We start from the raw sequence: 17035 nt of genomic DNA, 5'->3' as shown, positions 1-17035 counted from the left end.
GGCTATGCCCCCGCCTCGCCCTCGACGCGCATCACGCCGACCACGGCCGTGACCATGGAGAGTTTGCGCAGCCGATCAACAGTGTCCTGCAAGGCGCCATCACTTGAGCGATGCGTGCGCACGATCAAACCAGCTCCGTCACCATGACCGTCCTGGCGCACCACCTGAATGCTGACACCGCTGTCGGCAAAGGCCTTGGCAATGCTCGCAAGCGCCCCGGGTTGGTCAGCCACGACCAGGTTGACGTAGTAGCACGTCAACGCCTCACTGATCGGAAGCACGGGCAATTGCACATCAGCGCTCTCGCCCCAGCCAGTTGAGCCAGTGAGTCGATTGCGCGCCGCAACCACAACGTCGCCAAGAACTGCCGATGCGGTTGGGGCTCCCCCGGCTCCTCGGCCGTAGAACATCAGCTCACCTGCAGCCTCAGCCTCGATGAACACTGCATTGAACGCTTCGCGCACACTGGCGAGCGGATGTTCACGAGGGACCATTGTCGGATGCACACGCACGATGACACCGCGATCATCATCGACTCGCTCAGCAACAGCCAACAACTTGATGACACATCCCAAGCTCTTGGCCGCACGGATGTCAGTGGTGGAGATGTGCGTGATGCCCTCGCAATGCACGTCTTCTCGCGTGACATGGGTGTGGAAGGCAAGCTCAGCGAGGATTGCAGCCTTCGATGCGGCGTCGTGGCCTTCAACATCGGCTGTCGGATCTGCTTCTGCGTATCCAAGGGCTTGTGCCTCAGCGAGTGCGTCTTCGAATGATGCATCGTCCTCATCCATGCGAGTCAGGATGTAATTCGTCGTGCCGTTGACGATTCCCATGATCTTGGTGACGTGATCGCCCGAAAGCGACTCTTGCAGCAGGCGCACGATCGGGATCGCTCCGGCAACTGATGCTTCAAAGAAGATGTCAACGCCTTCGGCTTCAGCAGCCGCGTAGAGCGAGGCACCATCGGAAGCCAGCAGCGCTTTGTTTGCCGTCACGATGCTCGAGCCGGACTTGATCGCAGCCAAGATGAGTGACTTGGCTGGCTCGATGCCGCCCATCAACTCAACGACGATGTCGGCACCAGACGTGGCCACCGCCATTGCGTCATCGGACAGGAAAGCAGCCGGAATTTCGCGCTTCTTGGACAAATCGCGGACGGCGACCTTGGTCAATTTCAAGGAGGTGCCCATGCGGATATGCAGATCGGTATCCCGGTCGGTGAGCAGACGGGCAACTTGGGCTCCGACGGTGCCGCCGCCGAGCAATGCCACCGTGACGGGGCGCGCGGGTTCAGCCGGTGACATGAGTACTCCTGGTGAGGCGGTTGTGACCCCCTAGCCTGTCAGGTCTGGTGCCGAGGCCTCGCATTGGCACAATGCCAGGCGCGCGATCCCACCAATTGGGGACATCAGTGCCCTGCGCGCATCCCACAGTCTCCTGTTCGGAACTCCTAACCTGAGCCCACCACGTTCATTCTGACAAGGAGTCTGTATGAATCTCATGACCAGAAAACTCATTGCCGAAGCAGTGGGCACCTTCCTCTTGGTCTTCCTTGCTGTGGGTGCTGCGGTCTTTGGCATCTCGGCAAAAGTCGGCATCGGCGTTGGCGGTCCCGGCAACGGCGTTGTCGGTGTCGCGCTGGCATTCGGCCTTGTGCTGCTCGGCATTGCCTACGCCTTCGGGCCAGTCTCGGGAGCGCATGTCAACCCTGCGGTCACCTTGGGCATGCTCTTGGGTCGACGGATGGCCGCCGGTGAGGCAATGGCCTACTGGGTCGCTCAGTTCGCCGGAGCCATCGCTGCTGGCGCAGTCCTGAAACTGTTCGTCTCATCCTTTGGAGTCACCGACTACACGGGTGGCCTTGGCACCAACAGCTACGACAACGGCAACATCGACATGGGTGGAGCATTTCTACTTGAGGTCATCTTGACCGCGGCCTTCGTACTCGTGATCTTGCTGGTCACGGAACGGGTTGCGGCTCCTGGCTTTGCCGGCATCGCAATCGGGCTCACGCTCACACTTGTGCACTTGGTGGGGATCCCACTCGATGGCACTTCCGTCAACCCGGCTCGCTCCTTCGGACCGGCACTCTTCGCGGGAGGCGAGGCTCTGAGTCAGGTGTGGCTGTTCATCGTCGCGCCACTTGTGGGCTCAGTTGTCGCGGTGATCATCTGGCTGATCACGCGTACGACAAGTCCAGAACCTGAGTTGCTCGTTGCGGGCTCCGAGCGCGAGTAACGCGCACCTTCAGGCACTACTACTGGCGTTGGAATCCCGAATCAGCCCCGGGATCCAGCGCCAGTAGGTCTTCAAGAGTCTCTCGGCGCAAGATCACTGTCGACACCCCTGCCTTGACGCCGATCACTGCTGGGCGAGGCAGGTAGTTGTAGTTGGACGCCATCGATCGGCAATACGCCCCCGTTGCCGCGACTGCGAGCAGGTCGCCAGGAACCAGATCACTGGGTAGCCAGGCCTCGCGGATCAGGATGTCACCAGATTCACAATGCTTGCCAACGACTCTGACCAGCATGAGTTCGGCGTCGGAAGTGCGGGAGGCAAGGGCGACGGTGTACTCCGCGTCATAGAGCGCGGTGCGGATGTTGTCACTCATGCCACCGTCGACCGAAATATAGGTACGCACGCCATCATCGGTCTGCACTGCCTTCACTGTGCCAATCTCGTAAAGCGTGACTCCAGGCGGGCCGATAATTGCGCGCCCCGGTTCAAAGGCCAATGCTGGCACTGCCAGCCCGATGGCCTGGCAATCGCTGGCAACCGCAAGTGCAACTTGTGAAGCGAGTTCATCAATGCTCAGCGGATCATCGGACTCGAGGTAGGCGATGCCCATGCCACCCCCAAGGTCCAGTTCTGCACAGCTGATGCCGAACTCAGTCGACATCTGACCCATGAACGCCACAATGCGCACGGCCGCCTCTTGGAAGCCATGAGCATCAAAGATCTGGGATCCGATGTGCGAGTGCAGTCCACGGAATTCAAGACTGGGCAACATCACGATCCGGCGCAGGGCCTCCTGCGCCGCGCCTGAGGCAACGGAGAAGCCAAATTTCTGATCCTCATGGGCGGTGGCGATGAATTCGTGAGTGTGCGCCTGCACGCCGATCGTCAGGCGCACCAGCACGGGTTGCACGACACCGAACCGGCTTGCCGCGTCGGCGACACGGACGATCTCTTCAAATGAGTCAAGGACAATGCGCCCGACGCCAGCTTCAATAGCTGCTTCAATCTCGGCCATCGACTTGTTGTTGCCGTGGAGCAGGAGATCTCTGCCTGGCACCCCCGCTCGAAGAGCCACCGCGAGTTCGCCGCCGGACGCTACGTCGATGCCAAGGCCTTCTTCCACGACCCACCGAGCAACTGTTGTCGAGAGAAAGGCCTTGGCGGCGTAGTAGACCTGACGAGCCCCAACCTGGCTCGCCGCCTGGCGGTACTCGCGTGCTCGCGATCGGACTTCTTGCTCATCAAGGATGAACACCGGCGTGCCGAATTGTGCTGCGGTATCGCGAACATCGACACCGCCAATGCTGAGTGCACCAGTGGAGTCTCGAGAAGCCGAAGCCGGCCACACATTGGACACCTGCGAAGGCTAGGGCATGCAGACGGACTGATTACATGCGCTCCGGTGAGCTCACTCCAAGCAAAGTCAGGCCATTGGCCAGGGTCTGCCGGGTGGCCGCACACAGCCAAAGCCGGGCGACATGTTCTGGCGTGGTGTCTTCGTCGCCCCGCGGCAGCACTCGACAAGCGTCGTAGAAGCGGTGGTAAGTCGTCGCGAGTTCTTCGAGATACCGCGCAACGCGGTGCGGTTCACGCAATTCGGCAGCAGTAGCCACGATCCGAGGAAACTCGCCAAGAGAGCCCAGCAACTCATTCTCACGCTCGTGCGCGAGCACACCTGGATCGAAGTCGGCCGCAGCCCAGTCGATACCAAGATCTGCAGCATTGCGCAGCACCGACGCGATACGCGCATGCGCGTACTGGACGTAGTACACGGGATTGTCATTGGTGTGGCGGGCGATGGCCTCAAGATCCAAGGTCAATGGTGAATCAACGGGATGACGAATGAGCGAGTAGCGGGCGGCATCCACGCCGACTTCCTCGACGAGATCCTCCAGGGTCACTATGGTGCCGGCACGCTTGGAGAGCTTGACCTCTTCGCCACCCTTGGTGATCTTCACGAGCTGGCCAATCAGCACCTCGGCCGCCGCCGCCGGATCTCCGTAGCACTGCGCCACTGCCTTCAAGCGATTGACGTACCCATGGTGGTCGGCCCCAAGCAGATAGATGCAAGTGCTGAATCCGCGCTCACGCTTGTTCACGTAGTACGCCGTGTCAGAGGCGAAGTAGGTCAACTCACCATCGGCCTTCACCAGTACCCGGTCCTTGTCGTCTCCGAAGTCTGTCGTGCGCAGCCACGTTGCGCCGTCGAGCTCGAATACGTGGCCTTGCTCGCGAAGCCGCTCAAAGGCCAACTCGACGGCATGGGTGTCATGCAGATCGCGCTCGGAGGACCAGACATCAAAATGCGTGCGGAACAGCTCAAGGACATGTCGCTGCTGCGCAAGCTGAATTCGGTAGGCGGCCTCGCGAAATCCTGCCGCGCGTGCTTCCTCTGCTAGTTGGATGAGTGCTGGCTGCGTCGCCAGAACCTCAGCGGCCAGATCCACGATGTAGGCGCCGTGATAGCCACCGTCCGGAACTGCCTGGCCCTGAGCTGCAGCAAGCACCGAGAGTCCGAATTTGTCCATCTGGACACCACGATCATTGATGTAGAACTCAGACGTGACGTCCGCGCCGGCGGCGGCGAGCACTTGAGCCAATGCGCTGCCGACTGCGGCCCATCGCGTATGCCCAAGGTGCAAGGGTCCGGTGGGATTGGCCGAGATGAACTCCACATTGATGGTCTGCCCTGCGAGTGCAGCACCACGCCCAAAATTGGATCCCTGCTGCACGATGCTGCGGGCCAGCTCACCCTGTGCAGCGCTGTCCAGCCGGATATTGATGAATCCCGGGCCAGCGATATCGGCGCTGCTGACTCCATCGACCAGAACGATTCGGTCCACGATCGCCTGCGCCAGGATTCTGGGCGCAACGCCGGCGGCCTTGGCCAGAGTCAGCGCGACATTGGTCGCATAGTCGCCATGCTCTCGGGATCTCGGACGCTCAACGTGCACGGAATCTGGCAGTTGGATAGCAATGGAGTCCTCGGCCTGAACCTCTCGCAGCACCAGCAGTAGGGCAGCGGCAAGGGCATCGGGAGTCACCGCGAGAGCGTACCGACCAGGCTGATGGACGAAGGACTCCCACCACACGGGTGGGAGTCCTTCTGTTTCGACCCTTATCCCCCGATTCGAGTCCCTTCAATCTTCACTCGAGGCGGTCGAGGGCGCCAGCCGCATCACGAACCCTGTGGATAGGTGCTACTCGGACTCAAGATGCCTGCGAGCCTCTTGCAGCTCCTTCAGCGTCTGGTCATCGACTTTCGGGTACTGCGGGTCAATGTCCTGCAAGGTGTGCAGAACGATCGCGCTCGTGATCAGACGAGTCACCCATTTGTGATCCGCAGGCACGACGTACCAAGGAGCCCACTTCGTGCTGGTGTTGCTGACCATCGCCGAAAAGGACTTGCGGTACGCATCCCAATACTCGCGCTCATGCAAATCTGTCGGAGAGAACTTCCAATTCTTTTCGGGCTCATCGATGCGCTCCAAGAAGCGCTTGCGCTGCACATCCTTGGAAAGGTTCAAGAAGATCTTGACGATTCGAGTGCCACTGTCCACGAGATGGCGCTCCCACTCATTGATGGCGTGATAGCGACGCTTCCAGAGCGCTTCAAGGTCGTTGATCCGATCGGCGGGCGGCCAGATCAATTCGGGATGCACTTGTGTGACGAGCACATTCTCATAATGCGAGCGGTTGAAGATGGCGATCCGTCCAAGCTCTGGCAGGACGAGTTGATGGCGCCAGAGAAAATCGTGTGCGCGCTCCTCAACGGAGGGCGCCTTGAAGGAATGAACCTCAACACCTTCTGGGTTCAGACCGCTCATCACATGCTTGATGGTGCCGTCCTTGCCAGCCGCGTCTGTAGCTTGGAAGACGATGAGCATCGCATTGGAGTTCGCTGCGTAGAAACGATCCTGCAATGCCGTCATTTCCTCCAGTACAGCCTCATGCGCCTGCTCACTGGTGATCTTGTCGAAGTGCTTCGGCATCATCGCGGGGTCAAAGTCGGCGTCAAGTTCGACCTTGCGTCCTGGCTCCACCTGGCATTGGTGCACTACGGCGCGCCACTCGTCCTTCGTCAGCGATCCTGGCGAGTCACTCATGTGTGGTTGACCTCTCCTTCGTCAGATACATCTGCATCTCAGCGCCGAGTAGCAATCCCATGAACGACAGGTACAGCCACAGCAATACCACCATAGGTGCTCCGAAGGCCGCTATTGCGGCTCCAATCGTTGTCGACAGTCCTACGTAGACACCGACACCAGCACTGACTCCGACGAACCACACTGCGATGCCGATTGCTGCCGGCGACCTCCACGAAATCGGTGCAGCCCTACTGGGACCCCACCGGAATATGCCAAGAACGAGAAGCCAGGCAAGGATCGCGAACAGCACCCAGTCGATCCAGCCAACCCCAGTGCCGAAGTGCACCTCGGGGAATCCCAAAGCACGCGATATTCGGGGCAGCAGGGTCAACGCAAGCACCGATGCGATCAAGATCAGCAGGCCCACAAGAGTGATCACTGCATCGCGAACCCGACCCAGAAGGCCTGGTCGGTGGCGGATGAATCCGAAGGCTCGGTCCAGTGCCATGCGCATGGCGGTTATGGCTTTGGAAGCAGCATAGATCGCAATCATCAGACCAATGAGGGAAGCAAGAGTCAATGCGCTTGCTGATGAACTGGCCACGAGGTTGACGATGGAATTGGTGACCTCCTGCAACTGAGTATCAGCGTCCGGAAGCCGGCTCAGGATCGATTCAATCGCCGCTTTGGTGTTCTCAGGTCCAATAATCGCCCCGGCGACCGCGCCAACCGTCACTGCGGCCGGCGCGATGGCCAGCAGCACGAAGTAGGCCATGCCACCCGCGGCAAGAGATCCCTGATGAGCCGAGTATTCGCGAAATATCGAACTGCCAGCTGTTCTCATCGAGATCAGTTGGCTGCGCACCTGCCTATCGTGTCAGTCAAGCACCTCGCTGCTAGCCTGACCCACGTTTGCCTCCGTAGCTCAGGGGATAGAGCAGTGGTTTCCGGTACCGAAGGTCGCAGGTTCGATTCCTGCCGGGGGCGCAATGAACATCAATGACGCAACGATGAAGGTGAAGTCGCACGAGGGGGTGCACTTCGCCTCAGTCACTCACAGCTACTACCCGCTTATCCTCGGCATCTTCGTTGGCATCTTGATCATCTCGAATATTGCTGCGACGAAACTGATCGTGTTTGGTCCGGCGATCCTCGACGGTGGCGCGTTCCTGTTTCCACTCGCATACATCATCGGCGACATCCTGAGCGAGGTCTACGGATTCCGCGCAGCACGGCGGGCGATCCTGTTGGGGTTCGCAATGGCGATCCTTGCGGCAGTGACGTTCTACGTCGTTCAAATCTCCCCTTCGCCCGAGGCCTACACCAACCAAGAGGCCTACGAGGCTGTCCTTGGCTTTGTTCCGCGCATCGTGCTGGCCAGCGTCTGCGGCTATCTCGCAGGCCAACTACTGAATTCCTACGTGCTGGTCAAGATCAAGGAGCGAACCAAGGAGAAGCATCTGTGGGCCCGATTGATCGGATCTACAGTCGTCGGCGAACTGGCCGACACAGTCGTCTTCTGCACTGTCGCCTTCTACGGCATCATCACCGGAGCCGAGTTCGCCAACTACGTCATCGTGGGCTACTTCTACAAGACCCTTCTTGAGGTTGTGCTGCTGCCGATCACCTACCCGCTGATCGGCTTCATCAAGAAGCGCGAACCGACCTACGAACTGGCTTCGGCACGCTGAGCACCTGACCCGAATCTGCCAAGAAACTCCTCGCGAAAGGCCTGAAACTCACCCCGGGGAATGCTCGCTCGAATCTGATCGAGCAGCGCAATGACAAAGCGTTCGTTGTGAATGGTCGTCAAGGTTGCTGAGAGTCGCTCCTTGGCCTTGAAGAGATGGTGGAGATAGGCCCGCGAATAGTTCCTGCAGGTGTAGCAGTCGCAATTCTCGTCGATCGGCTTGAAATCCGTCTTGAATCTGGCGTTGGTGACATGGAATCGGCCATCGGGATGCAGCACCGTGCCATTGCGGGCCATCCGGGACGGGGCCACGCAATCAAAGGTGTCCGCCCCGTTCTCGACCGCCGTGAAGAAGTCGACTGGGTCACCAATGCCGAGCAGATGCCGAGGCTTGTCCTCGGGCAGCTCTTCATTTACCCATCGGATGATGGTTCCAAGATTGGCCTTCTCCAAGGCTCCCCCAATGCCGAATCCATCGAAGTCCAAGGCGCCAAGTTCTCGGGCTGCTGTTCTGCGCAGATCTTCATACTGCGCGCCTTGAATGACGCCAAAGAGGGCTTGATACGGCCGGTGAGTGCGCACCAGTGTCAGTCGTTGATGCTCCGCAATGCAGCGCTGCGCCCAGTCATGGGTGCGACGAAGCGACCGCTCTTGATACTCCCGCGTGTTCAGCAAGGTCGTGCATTCATCGAAAGCAAAGATGATGTCCGCGCCAATCGCATGCTGAACTTGCATAGAGGTCTCAGGCGTGAAGCGATGCATGGTTCCATCGATATGTGACTTGAAGGTGACTCCGTCATCGTCCACATGTGCCAGTCGATCTTTGCCCGGCGCGATGACATCATCCGAGCGCACCGTCTTGGAATCCATCGCGAGGATCTTCTTGAAGCCGACACCGAGCGAGAGCACCTGAAATCCGCCACTGTCGGTGAATGTGGGGCCATCCCAATGCATGAATGCGCCCAGGCCACCAGCAGCGTCGATCACTTCTGCCCCTGGTTGCAGATAGAGGTGATAGGCGTTGGCCAGCAGAGCCTGCGAGCCAAGCTCCTGCATCGACTCCGGCAGGACACCTTTGACCGTCGCCATGGTGCCGACTGGGATGAAGGCTGGCGTATGGATCTGCCCATGTGGCGTGGAAATGACTCCAGTGCGACCCAGTGCTGCAGATTCATGATGGTCTGCGAGTCGAGATTTCAGTTCAAACATCGGCGCGACCATCCGGTCATCTAAGCAAATGGATTGCTGAGCAGATCGCGGGCAGCGATGACGTACCGTGGTGCGGTGAAACGCATCGGCATCGGCATCGCGGCGGCGGTGTTAGTGATGGCCGCACCTCTGTCAGCGAGCGCGGCTCCCAGCGGGCTGAACTCCTACTACTCGCAAACCCTTGACTGGCACTCATGCTCAGCTGGGCAATGTGCGCAATTGCGGGTGCCGCTGGATTACTCGGATCTCAGCAAGGGCGACATCTCAATTGCGGTGAGCAGAATCGTGCATTCGGGGGCCACCTCTCAAGGCTCGATCGTCATCAACCCGGGTGGACCGGGAGAATCGGGTTTGGGATTCGCCTGGTACGCCGCGAAGTTTCTGGCACCGGCTGTGGCCAAGGAGTTCGACTTCATCGGTTTTGATCCGCGTGGAGTCGGGAAGTCTGCGCCTGTCACCTGCATGACGCCAAAGCAGACCGCATCCTGGCTGGCTATGGACTCCACTCCGGACAATCCCAAGGAAATCGATGAGGTGATGCGAGCGGCAGCAAGGATCAGCAAAGGATGCTTGAAATTCAGTCCGCGCATCAGCCCCTTTGTCGGTACACCTTCAACAGCCCAGGATCTGGATCTCCTTCGATCGGCTCTCGGCGAAGACAAGCTCAACTGGCTGGGCTTCTCGTACGGCACAGCGCTTGGCACGACCTACCTCGAGACATTTCCTGATCGCGTGGGGCGCTTTGTGTTGGATGGTGCGCTTAATCCAGAGCTGAACTCCATGCAGATTTCTGCGGGGCAGTCCGTTGGCTTCCAGCGCGCCTTCCAGAACTTCGCAGCAGACTGCGCCAACCGCAAGAACTGCAGTCTTGGCCAGACTCCTGCGGTGGTCACGGCCAAAGTCAACGCGCTCTTGGCTCGCCTTGACCAGCACCCGCTGCGCACCGACCAAGGACCGCAACTGACTCAGGCCCTGGGCATGGGCGGCATGCTGACAGCGATGTATACCCAAGATCTGTGGCAACCGCTGAGCCAAGCCATCGAGCAAGCTCTCGCTGGCAACGGCACCGGGCTATTGGAATTGGCCTGGAGTGGCGCTGAGCAGATCGGCCCTACCAAGTTCACATCGAACGTTCAGTCCGCCTACTACGCAATTGACTGCTGGGACAACCCCAAGCCGCCTGGCGCAGCCGGATTCAGTGCGGCCGCCAAACGATGGTCAGCAAACGCACCTGTACCTGAGTTTGCAAAGTCCATCGCTTGGAGCAATGCCCCATGCACAGCGTGGTTTGACCACAATCCGCAAGCCCCGGCGCCGGCTGCCACCTCGACCAAGGCTCCAATATTGGTGATCGGCACTCGCTTTGATCCAGCGACCCCATACGAGTGGTCGCGGGCCCTCAGTTCGCAACTGCCTACCAGCACCCTGCTCACCTATGAAGGCAATGGCCACACTGCCTATGGTTCAGGTTCGAACTGCATCGACGATCTGGTTGATCAGTACCTGTTGCGAGGAACGCTCCCGGCAAAGTCAACGAGCTGTCCGGCCTAGTTATCGCTCTTTCCGTCGCCGGCATCCAGATCACGCAAGAAGGACTCCAGTTGTGCGGCGATCTCATCGCCGGTGGGCACTGGTTCGTCGGACATCAAACTGCCCGGTGGCGCGCCGATGGTTTGGTCGTATTGATGCTCCAGCGCTGTCACAACCGTGGCGAACTCATCGTTGCCGGCTAGCTGATCAGCGATCTCTCGCGTGGCTTGGGCCGCCAGCGGAGTCAAGCCGTCCACTGGAAGCTCGAGCCCGGTGACGCGGCTCAATCCGTTGATCAAGGTTTGCGCACCCTGGGGATACTGGAACTGGCTGAGGTAGTGCGGAACCTGCGCTGTGATGCCCATGGAATCAAACCCGTCCTGTGCCAGGTGGTACTCCAACATCGCGCCCATGTGTCCAGGTACGTCCACCTCCCCGACGACCGATCGGAATCCGCGCACAAGCTCTGGGTCAGATCCATGCACCGTGATGCCCAGTGGACGGGTATGTGGCGCAGGCCAAGGAATGCCGGACACCGCAACAGCCAGGCGAATACCGAGGCGGTGGCCAAGCCCTGAAACGGCGGCGATGAAACGCATCCACTGGTAGTCCGGCTCAGGGCCAGCCAGCAAGAGGAAGGAGGCACCATTGGTGTCCGTGACTTCATGCAACTGAATTGTCGGAATATCCACACCAGTGAAGTGATCGACGGAGTACGAAAGGACTGGGCGACGCGCGCGATAGTCCATGACTGCATCGACATCAAAACTTGCGATGAGTTCGTGCTCGCAGTGCTCCAAGAGGTGATCAATCGTCATCCGCACCGCGCCGCCTGCATCGACGTATCCGGTAAATGCGTGGATGAGCACAGGTGGCTCATTGAACCGCGGCATCTGGTGGATGACGTACATATCTTCCGGCGACTGCACGGATCCTCCTTGGGTGTGGTGCGTACTGGCTTAGATTATGCGCGCTTGGTGAGCCGCTGCATCATCCTTGCCCCTGAACCCGAGTTCTGCTTAAAGAAAACAATGAATTGCTCAGCAACGGCACCGCTGCTCCAAAATCGGTCACGCGCATCGTCGTCCATTGCCAGCGCGAGTTCGCATACACGCGCCCATGCGAGTCCGACTGCCTTGGTCATGGAGGCGGCAATCGTCGCTGAGATCGCTGACCCCGCCACTGCTCCGCCCGGAACAAACTTCAGCAGATTGGTCACGGCATAACGACCTGCCAGAGTCGCTCCGCCCGTCAAGACAATTGAACCGGCCAAGGACATTGCACGTGCGCGACTGGGCGGCAGCCCATAAGCGGCTGTGATGCGAGCGATCATGGTGATCTGATTTGGCACAAGGAGTGCAGCATCTGCGAATGGGATCGGTGTCGCGCCGATACCTGCGGCCACCGCGGACGCCTGATTAATGATGGCGTCTACTGCTTTTTTTTTACGTCCGATATCAATCTTCTGCGCGGCTGTAAGTGCCTTCTCGGCAGCGTCGGGCACGACAAGGTACGTGGCATCGAGCAGATCCTGAACGCCAAATACTGGTGCGCCACTGAAAGCATCAGCGAGCGCATTAGTGAGAACAGTGGAGCCAGCAATCGGCAATGAGAGACCATCGATGTATTCAGCGAATTCCAGAGCTTCCGGGTGAATCTCTCCGGCTCTGGTCGGTACCTGCGTCATGACGATGATGACCGGCAGTCCAAGTCGGGCCAGTTCGCGCACAAAGTCCACTTGCGCCTGTTCGAATCTGCGGTCCGACCATCGAACGAGATACCACGCTGCATGAATGCGTTGTTCTGCTGGTTGCCTGGCGTTCTGCGCAACGACGGAACGCAAGCCGTCAAGAATCACATTGCCAGCGACACCGGTTTCAAATCCCTCGGCGTCATACAGGCCAAGGAATCCGTCCGGCAGTCGATAGTGCGTGAGTCCTTTGGTTACCGGCTCGCCTACGCCTGTGCGAGCAACTTCGCTGCCAAACATCGTATTGACGAGGGTGGATTTGCCCACGCCCGTCTTGCCGACAACGAGCAGGTTGAACAGCCCAAGCGCGGCGAAGGCTTCGGCCAGTCGCTTTTCGAACATCGACTCAACTTGTGGGCGCGTGAGGTCTGGGACCCTTGCGCTCGCATCATCTGCCACGAGGCCACGGTACGCGGTCAAGCCCGCAAAGGAGTTACCGTGTACGAATGCGAACGACTCATCGACTGAGGTCGATCGCAATTCTGGGCCTGGTACTCGTCCTCGCTGTGGGTGCTGTGATGCTGGGCATCTCCACGGCCAAGAGATATGGCCTCATGGGGCCCGTGCAGGTGCCCAGCGAGTATCGCGCGCTGGTACTGAGTGCCGCCGAACGCTGCCCGCGCATTCCTGCCGAAGTGTTCGCCGCCCAAATTGCAGCCGAAAGCAGTTGGAATGCCAGGGCCACGAGTCCAGCGGGCGCTCGGGGTATCGCGCAGTTCATGCCTGCCGTCTGGGAGCAATACGGCTTGGACGCCAATGGCGATGGTCAAATCAGTGTCTGGGATCCCGAAGATGCCATTCCCTCAGCCGCTGAGCTGAACTGCAAGAACCGTCAATTGACAAAAGGGGTACCCGGCAATCGCCTTGCGAACACCTTGGCCGCCTACAACGCCGGATATTCGGCTGTGCGGCGTTACGAAGGGGTGCCACCGTTTCCCGAGACGCAGGCCTATGTGCGAAAAATCCTTGAAAATGCGAAATCAATCAACTGGTAGGTGCCTGCGATTGTGTCGATGCACCACTGGAAAACTCCCCTTGAGCTGAACCGACAAACTCTGCCCATACTTCGTCTGTCATTGACTCCGAGTCATTGGATGTGCCCCAGGTCTTCATCTCTCTGATGAGCGCTTCCTTCGCACGGGCCACTTGCTCGGTCACCACCCGCCGTTGAGCCCACTGGAGTTCCCGCGTGCGAAGTGCGGTTTCGATGCTGAGTAGCTGCTCTGGCGTGCAGGGCAGGTCATAGACAGACGACACAAACCTGGCAATGTCCTCGCGATAGTCATGGCCGCGGCGACCAAAGGTCCCCGGCACGACATCCATAGCATTGATGAGGTCTATGGCGGTCAAGACGAATGTGGTGCCAGGGCGCCAACGCGAAGACTTCGGGACGCCGACCGGGCGTGCGTCCTGCGGGCCAAGCCACCAAGGCTGACGCAGCAGCAAATTGGTGCCGAATTTCGGAATCGGATCGTCATAGTGGCTCAACAAGAGATGCCGAACCTTGTCGCGCTGTTCGGCCGGCAAATCGAGGTACTCGCCGTAGTTGTCGAGTTCGACCATCAGGCCCTCCGGGTCGACCCTGGTCCTATCCAGGCGCCAGGCCTTCGCGAACTCCGTTGCCGAGGGGGTGCCCAAGAAAATCGAAGAGTGGATGAAATCTCGTTCGATGGCTTCAACCGTGCGGTGCTTCCAGATATCTTGAGTGGTGAGCGCTCCCAGGCTCTCACCAAACAGCACGAACTTGGGTCGCCTTTCAGGGGCTAAGCCACGCAGATAGCCCGTGATGCCGTACATCACTGCGCGGTTCTGCTCGACGGCAAGTCCGGTACGTGTCAGCGACATGGACGATGGCAGCATCGAGTACTGCATTGTGCAGATAGCGCTGTTGCCGCGAGTCAGATACTCAAGAGTCTCGGCCAGGACATAGTTGATGTAGCCCGAACCTGTTGGCGAGGCAAAGACCAGCACCTCTCGGTCGAAGGCCTTGGTGCGCACCAGCTCGTCGAGCAGGGTCTCGACTCGATCCTCGATGACGCTGGCTGAATCCAGACCAACGAACAGCCGGATGGGATCGGCCACTGCTGGCTGACCCATGACGTCTTGGATTTCAGTCGGAGTGAGCACCATGTTCGTGAAGCGACGGCCCTCGCGAGAAAGGCTCTGGAAGGAGACCAGACTGTCAGGACTTCCGGACACATATGGACTGGACGGCGGGGTTTCGTATGCCGGCTCAATGGCCGCGCCGCCTTGCTCAACTCGCCGAGTGAGATATTCGTATCCTCCGCCGAGCAGACCGCCAAGCAAGCCCAGCGCGACCAGGTGGCCAACCGGGTTTGCAACTTCGTCGTAGCTCGGCGCAATCCTGGTCAGGCCTCGCGAGACCTGGGTGGCCATAAGACGCTCGCCGGCTTGCAGAGTGATCACGCCCGCGCCGACTCCCAGAGCGATCAAGACCGAATTGCGAGTGGAGACTTTGGCAATCGTGGCATCTCCGTGTTCCGCGGCACGGCGGTGTACGCGACGAATTTCAAAGGCTGAAGCACCAACGCCCGCAGCCAGCGGAATGGGCAGCATCCTTGTCCAGCCCATGCGTGGGGATTTCTGTGCCAGCAGGTCCAGTGATCCGATGATGGCGCTGAGTGCGGCACCTGCAAGAGCCACACGAGAAGATCGCTGCGCGGCCACGCGAGCCAGACCTCGTCGAAGCTTCTCGTCCTCGTGTGGGGGCAAAAGACGGGACAGGCCTTCGGTCAGACCTGCCACCGCGAGATTTGTGCCAACGGTGAATGCCAGACGGGAAGCCGAAGCGCTGCCATCAGAGGCCTCCGCGCGATTGCGCGTGAGACGGTTGCCGAGAGATTCGATGGTGCTCTCCGCGGCCGTTACCAAGGAAAGCGTGGTTGCTGAGATCACTCCTGTGGCAATTGCCTGATCAATGGTCTTGCGAGGCTGGAGCCCGGGTTCAAATGAGGGGCCGACCGCTGCTGCTGCAGCGAATAATGCAACACGTTCTGCGAGCGGTCGATTGTGGCCCAGCGACAACACGACCCTATTGATGGTCACCATGGCGCAATCCTGCCAGTAGGAAGGTCTAGGTGCTCACAGTTGTCGGAGTAGGCGTGGGCACAGCCGTCACCGTGGGTGAAGGCACCGGAGTTGGCACCGGGACCGGCGGCGGCATGGTCGGAGTTGCAACATGGGTCTTCAGGGCAGACTTCTTCAGCCAGTTGGCCCACGCGACATTCCACAGCCCACCTGGCCCATTGCCTGGCTCTGCCAGATTGCCGAGAGTGTTCGAGTAGATGAAGACGTCGCCAGGGATCGTGTTCTCGTAGATCCACTTGGCATCTGATTCGAACATATTCGTGCAGCCGTGCGAGCCGTTGTATCGACCCAAGCGTCCAGTAGCCCACGGCGCAGCATGGATGAACTCCCCTGACGGTGTCACGCGTGTATTCCACCGAGCATCGAGCGAGTACTGCTCCGATGGGTCGGTGATCCCAAGCGAGGTGCTGCGGTACGTCTTGAATGGCTCTTTCTGGGTGCTGACCACCTTGACTCCATTACGCGTACGCCAGTTTGGTCCGCCAAGTGAGATCTTGAAGGTCTTCACTTTCACGCCATCGATGTACACCGTCATCAAAGTCGAGGCTCCATTGACTCGTCCAATGAAGGAGCGAGCCGTCTTGAAGGAGTACGTAGTTCCCAGCGAAGAGGTGCCGACCAAGGTCGCGCCACCAGAGATGCCCAGATTCGCCGAGTCCAGCGAGGAAGTGATGGTGATCGTTGCATGCCCTGGCCAAAAAGTAGTAGGGCGGAACATGACCGAACGATTGCTCTGCCAAGCCCAAGCACCCGGAACAACCTGCGTCAGCCCAGTCGAGTCGGATTTGGCCGACACCGTCAGGTGCCGCTCAACGACTGCCTTGTTGGGAATGTCTCGGCTGAAGGTCAACTTCGGCAGGGTGCCGATACCAACGCGGGTGTCAGATGCATCGACGCCAAGGTTGTTGGCCGCCCCATCAAACTTCCCGGTGATCATGATTCGAGACTTGGGCAGCTTGGTCAGCTTGTCGGTATCAAGGGCGATCGGCAAGGTAGGCACGCCCGAGCCGAGCGCACTCATCGGCCCGGCACCGACCTCATTGACCGCGCGCAAGGCGACGATGTACTTCACGCCATCAGTGAGTCCACTCACCACGCACAAGCCCAAGGTCTGGCCGCACGCGCTCCAGGTATTGCCTCCATTGGACGTGACCTGCACTTCTGTCACGGGCGGGACCGCGGCACTCAACTGCAGGACATAGGCAATCTGCAGTGATCCGCTGCCAACAGAAGTGACCGAGGCAATGCTCGGAGCATCGGGGAACGGAGGGGCAGCCTGGGCCGGCACGCCGATCGCCAAAAAGCCCGCGGCCAGCACGGAGGCCAGACCGAGTCGACCAGAGCGTGGGAGCAGCACTCCCTCACTGTAAGTCGCGCAGCAGCGCGATCCAAAACTGGGCTGGATTGAGACGCGGATTA

General features: G+C 59.6%; 14 protein-coding genes and 1 tRNA gene. 5 read left to right on the top strand and 10 right to left on the bottom strand.

Translation table 11 applies throughout. The annotated features are described in order from the left end of the window. Positions 1 to 2 precede the first annotated feature (2 nt). The gene (locus tag Q8M73_06875; GenBank protein MDP2288273.1) at positions 3 to 1307 is read right to left on the bottom strand and encodes a homoserine dehydrogenase; all 1305 of its coding nucleotides are present in this window, start codon (positions 1305 to 1307) and stop codon (positions 3 to 5) included. A 187-nt stretch (positions 1308 to 1494) separates the two neighbouring features. On the opposite strand from Q8M73_06875, the gene Q8M73_06870 reads away from it, so the two are divergent. Then, positions 1495 to 2241: an aquaporin gene (locus Q8M73_06870; protein MDP2288272.1), complete on the top strand. Its 747-nt coding sequence runs from the start codon at positions 1495 to 1497 to the stop codon at positions 2239 to 2241. Positions 2242 to 2260: 19 nt separating this feature from the next. Here the strand turns inward: Q8M73_06870 and lysA are convergent, their stop codons facing one another. From lysA to Q8M73_06850, 4 genes are all read right to left on the bottom strand, one after another. Next, on the bottom strand, positions 2261 to 3598 hold the full coding sequence (lysA, locus tag Q8M73_06865; GenBank protein ID MDP2288271.1) for a diaminopimelate decarboxylase: 1338 nt from the start codon (positions 3596 to 3598) through the stop codon (positions 2261 to 2263). Positions 3599 to 3629: 31 nt separating this feature from the next. Next, a complete protein-coding gene (gene argS, locus Q8M73_06860; protein ID MDP2288270.1) occupies positions 3630 to 5285 on the bottom strand; it encodes an arginine--tRNA ligase in 1656 nt (551 codons plus the stop codon). Between the two features lie 156 nt (positions 5286 to 5441). Then, on the bottom strand, positions 5442 to 6347 hold the full coding sequence (locus Q8M73_06855; GenBank protein ID MDP2288269.1) for a polyphosphate kinase 2 family protein: 906 nt from the start codon (positions 6345 to 6347) through the stop codon (positions 5442 to 5444). After that, positions 6340 to 7194, bottom strand: a complete 855-nt coding sequence (locus Q8M73_06850; GenBank protein ID MDP2288268.1) for a YihY/virulence factor BrkB family protein — start codon at positions 7192 to 7194, stop codon at positions 6340 to 6342. The genes Q8M73_06855 and Q8M73_06850 overlap by 8 nt, the downstream gene beginning before the upstream one ends. A 49-nt stretch (positions 7195 to 7243) precedes the next feature. Here Q8M73_06850 and Q8M73_06845 point away from each other — a divergent pair. Both Q8M73_06845 and Q8M73_06840 read left to right on the top strand, forming a co-directional pair. Further along, a tRNA-Arg gene (locus tag Q8M73_06845) sits at positions 7244 to 7316 on the top strand. A 2-nt stretch (positions 7317 to 7318) separates the two neighbouring features. Then, positions 7319 to 8020 carry a queuosine precursor transporter gene (locus Q8M73_06840; protein ID MDP2288267.1) on the top strand — a complete coding sequence of 234 codons (702 nt, stop codon included), beginning with the start codon at positions 7319 to 7321 and terminating at the stop codon, positions 8018 to 8020. Here the strand turns inward: Q8M73_06840 and tgt are convergent. After that, entirely contained in the window at positions 7996 to 9228 is a 1233-nt protein-coding gene (tgt, locus tag Q8M73_06835) for a tRNA guanosine(34) transglycosylase Tgt (GenBank protein ID MDP2288266.1), read from the bottom strand. The two genes, Q8M73_06840 and tgt, sit on opposite strands and share 25 nt — an antisense overlap. Positions 9229 to 9303: 75 nt before the next feature. Here tgt and Q8M73_06830 point away from each other — a divergent pair, with 75 nt between their 5' ends. Then, complete coding sequence (locus Q8M73_06830) at positions 9304 to 10779, top strand: alpha/beta hydrolase (GenBank protein MDP2288265.1); 1476 nt, start codon at positions 9304 to 9306, stop codon at positions 10777 to 10779. Here Q8M73_06830 and Q8M73_06825 read toward each other — a convergent pair. Together Q8M73_06825 and Q8M73_06820 are read right to left on the bottom strand one after the other, a co-directional pair. Continuing rightward, positions 10776 to 11687, bottom strand: a complete 912-nt coding sequence (locus Q8M73_06825) for a PAC2 family protein (GenBank protein ID MDP2288264.1) — start codon at positions 11685 to 11687, stop codon at positions 10776 to 10778. The two genes, Q8M73_06830 and Q8M73_06825, sit on opposite strands and share 4 nt — an antisense overlap. A gap of 35 nt (positions 11688 to 11722) precedes the next feature. Further along, complete coding sequence (locus Q8M73_06820; GenBank protein MDP2288263.1) at positions 11723 to 12907, bottom strand: DUF697 domain-containing protein; 1185 nt, start codon at positions 12905 to 12907, stop codon at positions 11723 to 11725. 47 nt (positions 12908 to 12954) lie between these two features. Here Q8M73_06820 and Q8M73_06815 point away from each other — a divergent pair, with 47 nt between their 5' ends. Beyond that, entirely contained in the window at positions 12955 to 13503 is a 549-nt protein-coding gene (locus Q8M73_06815) for a lytic transglycosylase domain-containing protein (protein ID MDP2288262.1), read from the top strand. On the opposite strand, the gene Q8M73_06810 is transcribed toward Q8M73_06815, so the two are convergent. After that, on the bottom strand, positions 13493 to 15577 hold the full coding sequence (locus Q8M73_06810) for an alpha/beta-hydrolase family protein (GenBank protein ID MDP2288261.1): 2085 nt from the start codon (positions 15575 to 15577) through the stop codon (positions 13493 to 13495). The genes Q8M73_06815 and Q8M73_06810 overlap by 11 nt on opposite strands. 25 nt (positions 15578 to 15602) lie before the next feature. Next, positions 15603 to 16973 (bottom strand): L,D-transpeptidase family protein, encoded by a 1371-nt coding sequence (locus Q8M73_06805; GenBank protein ID MDP2288260.1) that lies wholly within the window; start codon positions 16971 to 16973, stop codon positions 15603 to 15605. Positions 16974 to 17035: the final 62 nt, after the last annotated feature.

The sequence above is a fragment of the Actinomycetota bacterium genome (assembly GCA_030684515.1).
GTDB lineage: Bacteria > Actinomycetota > Actinomycetes > S36-B12 > S36-B12 > UBA11398.
The sequence above is the reverse complement of the archived record's forward strand: the minus strand, read 5'-3'. Positions and strand labels throughout refer to the sequence as shown.

Bases quoted from the DNA above. Each gene is read 5' to 3' on its own strand.
- Q8M73_06870 (MDP2288272.1), top strand. From the start codon at position 1,495: ATGAATCTCATGACCAGAAAACTCATTGCCGAAGCAGTGGGCACCTTC.
- Q8M73_06840 (MDP2288267.1), top strand. From the start codon at position 7,319: ATGAACATCAATGACGCAACGATGAAGGTGAAGTCGCACGAGGGGGTG.
- tgt (MDP2288266.1), bottom strand. From the start codon at position 9,228: ATGTTTGAACTGAAATCTCGACTCGCAGACCATCATGAATCTGCAGCA.
- Q8M73_06855 (MDP2288269.1), bottom strand. From the start codon at position 6,347: ATGAGTGACTCGCCAGGATCGCTGACGAAGGACGAGTGGCGCGCCGTA.
- Q8M73_06815 (MDP2288262.1), top strand. From the start codon at position 12,955: ATGCGAACGACTCATCGACTGAGGTCGATCGCAATTCTGGGCCTGGTA.
- Q8M73_06875 (MDP2288273.1), bottom strand. From the start codon at position 1,307: ATGTCACCGGCTGAACCCGCGCGCCCCGTCACGGTGGCATTGCTCGGC.
- Q8M73_06810 (MDP2288261.1), bottom strand. From the start codon at position 15,577: ATGGTGACCATCAATAGGGTCGTGTTGTCGCTGGGCCACAATCGACCG.